The following is a 5,172-nucleotide window of genomic DNA, read 5'->3' on the forward strand; positions in this document are numbered from 1 at the left end:
GTACCCGGGCTGCTGCTGGCCGTAGCCCGGCTGCGCCGGGGGCTGCTGGCCGTACCCGGGCTGCTGCTGGCCGTAGCCCGGCTGCGCCGGGGGCTGCTGACCGTACCCGGGCTGCTGCTGGCCGTACCCGGGCTGCTGTTGCCCGTAGCCCGGCTGCTGACCGTACGGGTCGTAGGGGTTACCCACACTTGCTCCTTATTGGTTGACCCTGTGGTTATGTGACGCCCGCCGGACCCGGTGGGCTCCGCAAGTCTGACCGAGGATTCACCTCGGCTCAAACCCGCAAAATTCCGAACCGGACGAGTTGCCACAGCTCCGACCCCACGAGGGCGGTGCCGAGCATCCAGGCACGGGTGTTCGGCTGGAGTGCCCACCACCGTCGTCCCAGCCCCAGGGGTGCGGCGGCGACGGCGATCGCGCCGGTCAGGGCGACCGGGTTCGCGAGCACGGCCTGGCCCGGACGGCCCGAGCCGAGCTCGATGAACACGGTCGTGCCCCCGCACATGGGACACGGGACTCCGGTGAACGCCCGCAGGGGACAGAGCACGCCGGGGTCGTTGACACGGTGGATCCATGACGCGCCGATGGCCGCGACGGCCATCGCCGCAACGCGCAGCACCGCGCCCAGGGGGCCGTGCCGCGCTGCGGTGAGGGTCCGGCTGACGATCCCGCCGAGCGCACCGTCCGGTGCGCCGGTGGCCGCCGCCCCGGGCGCTCCCCCCAACGAATCCTCCGCCTCGATGACATACAGATGGGTGACCCGTATATCGGGTTCACCCGGAGGTGAGTCAAGTCCGTGTAACGTTCCGCGATTGGACCGTTACACGATGCACACTGACATCACTCCAGGGTAAGAGTAAGACAAACCGCCAGTTACGTGGGAACTCTTTTGTATTACGGGTTCCTAAGAATCCCCGTGGACCGGTCCGGGCCCGGTGCGCGCGGCGGTCTCGAAGACGGCTGAGGGGCGGTCGGGTCCGGGCGGTCAGCTCTGGGCGGCGGCGCCGACGACGACGGGGTCCTCGCCGCCGTGGAGGTGCTCGGCCTCGACGACGTCGGCGATGACCGCGGTGATGTTGTCGGGGCCGCCGTTGTCGCGGGCGAGCTGGATCAACCGGTCGACGGCCCGCTGCGGATCGGCCTCCGCGGACAGCACCTCGTAGATCCGCTGCGCGTCGACCGGGCCGCTCAGGCCGTCCGAGCACAGCAGATAGCGGTCGCCGAGCCGGGCCTCGCGCAGCCGCAGGTCGGGCTCGCGGTCCTCCCGTCCGTCCAGCACCCGGTACAGGACGTGCGACAGCCGCGAGGTCTCGCCGGGGTCGGCCTGCTGGCCGGCCTGCTCCGCCTCCGCCTTCAGCAGCTCGTCCATCGTGTGGTCCTGCGTCATCTGGAACAGCTCGCCGTCGCGCAGCAGATAGCCGCGCGAGTCGCCGACGTGCGCCAGGGCCACGGACTCACCGGACCAGAGCATCGCGGTGAGCGTGGTGCCCATCCGGCTCAGGTCGGGACGTTCCTCCCGGACGATGCGGAGCTTCTCGTTGGCCTCGGCCACCGCGCGGCCCAGCATGTCGACAAGATCGTCCTTGGGGGCAGCGGTGTCCAGCGAGCGCAGGGAGCCGATGACGGTCGAGCTCGCGACCTCGCCGCCCGCATAGCCGCCCATGCCGTCCGCGACCGCGATCAACCGCGCACCGGCGTAACCCGAGTCCTCGTTGTTCTCTCGGTTGCACCCGATGTCGCTACCTGCTGCGTACCTGATTGCTACGTTCATACCAATTTCGATGACGATCCTGTCAGAGGAGTTTTATCAGTCGCGGACACTTGGTTCCCCAGTTTCCCCGACTGCGCCGGACGAACCGACACCGTGCCGGACCGCGTACAGCGCCGCCTGCGTCCGATCCTGTACTCCCAGTTTCATGAGCAGATTACTGACGTGCGTCTTGACCGTCTTCTCGGACACCACGAGGGCACGCGCGATCTCCCGGTTGGACCTGCCTCGCGCGATGTGCACGAGCACCTCCCGTTCCCGTTCGGTCAGCGCGGCCAGGCCGCGGTCGTCGTCCCGCTCCGCCGACCCGTCCCGCAGCATCGCTTCGGCCGCGTCGGGCGCGAACAGGACGTGCCCGTCGTTGACCGCCCTGATCGCCTGGACGAGCGCCTGCGGGTCGACGTCCTTGTACAGGTACCCGGCCGCACCCGCCTGCACGGCCGGCAGCACGTGCCCGCGCTCCGTCACGCTGGTGAGGACCAGGACCCGTGCCTTCACCCCGCGAGCCCGCAGCTCCGTCAGCGCGGCCAAGCCGCCGGTGCCCGGCATCTTGAGGTCCATGAGAACGATATCGGGATCCAGGGATTCGGCCAGTGTCACGGCCGATACGCCGTCCTCGGCCTCGCCGACGACCTCGATGTCGTCCTGGATGCCGAGGAACGTGCGCAGCCCCTGCCGGACGACCGGGTGGTCGTCGGCGATCAGGACCTTGATGGCGTCCGGTCGGGGACTCACAGCGGCACCTCCAGCCGGACGGTCGTGCCCTTCCCCGGCGCGGCGTCGATCGTGAGTTCCCCGCCGATGGAGTCCGCCCTGTCGCGCATGGAGGCGAGCCCGAGCCCGCCCTGCGGTTCCGTGTCGGAAACGTCGAAACCGGAGCCGTCGTCGGCGACCTCCAGGACGGCCCGTTCGTCCTCTGTCGCAAGACGGACCTCCACGGTCCGCGCACCGGCGTGCCGTAGCGCGTTGTAAAGCGCCTCCTGGGAGATGCGGTAGGCGACGGCCTCATGCTCCTCCGGCAGGACGATGGCCTCGTCCGCGGCGATGCGCACGGTCGCCTCATGCGCCCGGTCGAGGACCTCGACGTGCTTGCGCAGCGACGCGACCAGGCCGTCCGCGAGGTCGGCGGGCCGCAGCTCGAAGATCACGGCGCGCAGCTCGGCGAGGGCCTCGGCGGCGAGCCGCTCGACCTGCGCCAGCTCCCGGACGCTGCGGGCCGGGTCGCGGCCGGCCAGCGCGGAGGCCGTGCGCGCGGTCAGCCGCAGCGAGAACAGCTTCTGGGCGACGGCGTCGTGCAGCTCGCGGGCCAGCCGGGTGCGTTCCGCGACGACCGTCAGCTCGCGGTTGTGCTCGTAGAGGCGGGCGTTCGCCATCGCGATCGCGGCGTGCGCGGCGAACAGCGTGAGCAGCTCCTCGTCCTCCCGGGTGAAGCCGCCGGGGGTCCGCCTGTTGGCCAGGAAGATGATGCCGAGCACGTCCTCGCCGTCGCGGATCGGGACGCCGAGGAAATCCCTCAGCACGGGATGCGCGGCCGGCCAGCCCTCGAACTCCGGCTCCCTGCGGATGTCGCCGAGCCGTTTCGGGGCGTCGCCCCTCAGCATCGCGGCGAGCATGCCGTGCTGGCGGGGCAGCGGGCCGATCCGCTCCCACTCCTCCTCCGAGACGCCCTCGACGACGAACTCGGCGAACGATCCCTCGTCGTCCGGGACGCCGAGGGCCGCGTACCGGGCGTCCAGCAACTGCGCCGCCGCCCGGACGATCACCTGCAGCACCTCGTGCACGGACAGGTGCCGGGTCACCGCGAGCACGGCGGAGCTGACGGCGTGCAGGGTCGCGCCCTGGTCGCCGCGGCACCCGTTGTCGGTGTCCATCCCGGCCTCTCGTCCTCCCCCTGCCGAGCCCTACGCGGTGCTCACATGTGAAGACCGTACTCTCTGGGCGCGTCCTCCCGAATCACCCTGAGCGAGTATCGGTGTCCGGGCCGCCCCGGCTCCGGTCCTAGGACCATCTGACCACCGGCCGGGGGGCCGTGCGGCCGATGCCGCGAGCCGCGCCGGTTCCTAGCGTCGAAGGCATGAGAACGGCACTCGTCACCGGCGCGTCCCGGGGGCTCGGACGGGCGCTCGCCCGTGAGCTCGCGCGGGACGGCTGGAACCTCGTCATCGACGCACGCGACACCGCCGCCCTCTCGGCCGCCGCCGCCGAGACCGGCGCGACCGGGATCGCGGGGGACGTCACCGACCCCGCGCATCGGGCCGACCTCGTCCGGGCGGTCTCAGGCGGGCTCGACCTCCTCGTCAACAACGCGAGCACCCTCGGGCCGACGCCCATGCCGCGGCTGGCCTCACTGCCAGCCGCGGACCTGGCGGGCACGTTCGCGACGAACGTGCTGGCGCCGCTCGCGCTGATCCAGGCCGTCCTGCCGAGCCTCCGGGAACGGCGCGGCGCGATCCTCAACATCACCTCGGACGCGGCCGTGGAGAGCTACGCGACGTGGGGCGGTTACGGGGCGTCCAAGGCGGCGCTGGAGCAGTTGTCGAACGTCCTGGCGGCCGAGGAGCCCGGCGTGGCCGTCTGGTGGGCGGACCCGGGCGAGATGAACACCGCCATGCTGCGCGCCGCCGGGGAGGACGCCGACGCCGCCCCGCCGCCGGCGGAGGCCGCCGCCGCGCTGCACCGGCTGATCGCCCACCGGCTCCCCAGCGGGCGCTACCGGGCCGCCGACCTGATGGCGGCGCGATGACCGGAATCCTCCATCATGATCAGGTGAAAGTTGCAGATCATGGCATTCTGGGTGCCGGGTACCGGGGGGCGACGTCCGGGATCGTCCTGGTCGTCACGCTGCTGGCGTTCGAGAACATGGCCGTCGGCACCGTCATGCCGGTCGTCGCCGACGACCTGAACGGCCTGCCGCTGTACGCGTGGGGCTTCTCCGCCACCCTGATCATGAGCCTGCTGTCCACGGTGCTGGCGGGCGGCTGGGTCGACCGGGCGGGCCCGTCCCGGCCGTTCATGGCCGGGCTCGGCGCGTTCCTCGCCGGTCTGGTGGTGGCGGGCGCGGCGTCGTCCATGGAGGTGTTCGTCGCGGGCCGCGCCGTGCAGGGCCTCGGCACCGGGATCTCGCTCGTCGCGATGTACGTGGTGATCGCCCGCGTCTACCCCGAGAACCTGCGGTCCCGGGTGTTCGCGGCGCTGGCGGCGGCATGGGTGCTGCCGTCGCTGATCGGCCCGGCGCTCGGCGGCTTCGTCGCCGAGCACATCGGCTGGCGCTGGGTGTTCCTCGGGCTGATCCCGCTGGTGATCCCGCCGGCGCTGGCGCTGGTGCCCGCGCTGCGCGGCATCGGCGAGCCCGGGACCGCGCCCGCGAACGGCGGCGGCCGCGTGCCCGCCGCCGTCGCCGTCGC

At 71.8% G+C, this 5,172-nt stretch carries 7 protein-coding genes; 2 read left to right on the top strand and 5 right to left on the bottom strand.

What is annotated here, in order from left to right:
* From AF1_RS31840 to AF1_RS31860, 5 genes are all read right to left on the bottom strand, one after another.
* A partial coding sequence (locus AF1_RS31840; protein WP_176579668.1) for a hypothetical protein occupies positions 1-186 on the bottom strand: 186 nt, incomplete at its 3' end.
* An 88-nt stretch (positions 187-274) separates the two neighbouring features.
* The gene (locus tag AF1_RS31845) at positions 275-724 is read right to left on the bottom strand and encodes a DUF2752 domain-containing protein (RefSeq protein ID WP_242608590.1); all 450 of its coding nucleotides are present in this window, start codon (positions 722-724) and stop codon (positions 275-277) included.
* A gap of 261 nt (positions 725-985) precedes the next feature.
* On the bottom strand, positions 986-1,771 hold the full coding sequence (locus AF1_RS31850; protein ID WP_084263524.1) for a PP2C family protein-serine/threonine phosphatase: 786 nt from the start codon (positions 1,769-1,771) through the stop codon (positions 986-988).
* A 36-nt stretch (positions 1,772-1,807) separates the two neighbouring features.
* Positions 1,808-2,503, bottom strand: coding sequence for a response regulator (locus AF1_RS31855; protein ID WP_067807932.1), 696 nt, complete (start codon positions 2,501-2,503; stop codon positions 1,808-1,810).
* Complete coding sequence (locus tag AF1_RS31860; protein WP_067807934.1) at positions 2,500-3,639, bottom strand: GAF domain-containing sensor histidine kinase; 1,140 nt, start codon at positions 3,637-3,639, stop codon at positions 2,500-2,502. The genes AF1_RS31855 and AF1_RS31860 overlap by 4 nt, the downstream gene beginning before the upstream one ends.
* A gap of 203 nt (positions 3,640-3,842) precedes the next feature.
* Here AF1_RS31860 and AF1_RS31865 point away from each other — a divergent pair, with 203 nt between their 5' ends.
* Positions 3,843-4,511, top strand: a complete 669-nt coding sequence (locus AF1_RS31865; RefSeq protein ID WP_067807938.1) for an SDR family NAD(P)-dependent oxidoreductase — start codon at positions 3,843-3,845, stop codon at positions 4,509-4,511.
* Positions 4,512-4,534: 23 nt separating this feature from the next.
* The coding region (locus AF1_RS31870; RefSeq protein ID WP_255218856.1) for an MFS transporter at positions 4,535-5,172 on the top strand (638 nt) is incomplete at its 3' end.

The organism is Actinomadura formosensis NBRC 14204, from assembly GCF_001552155.1.
In the GTDB taxonomy this organism is placed as follows: domain Bacteria; phylum Actinomycetota; class Actinomycetes; order Streptosporangiales; family Streptosporangiaceae; genus Spirillospora; species Spirillospora formosensis.

Bases quoted from the DNA above. Each gene is read 5' to 3' on its own strand.
- AF1_RS31850 (WP_084263524.1), bottom strand. From the start codon at position 1,771: ATGAACGTAGCAATCAGGTACGCAGCAGGTAGCGACATCGGGTGCAAC.
- AF1_RS31860 (WP_067807934.1), bottom strand. From the start codon at position 3,639: ATGGACACCGACAACGGGTGCCGCGGCGACCAGGGCGCGACCCTGCAC.
- AF1_RS31865 (WP_067807938.1), top strand. From the start codon at position 3,843: ATGAGAACGGCACTCGTCACCGGCGCGTCCCGGGGGCTCGGACGGGCG.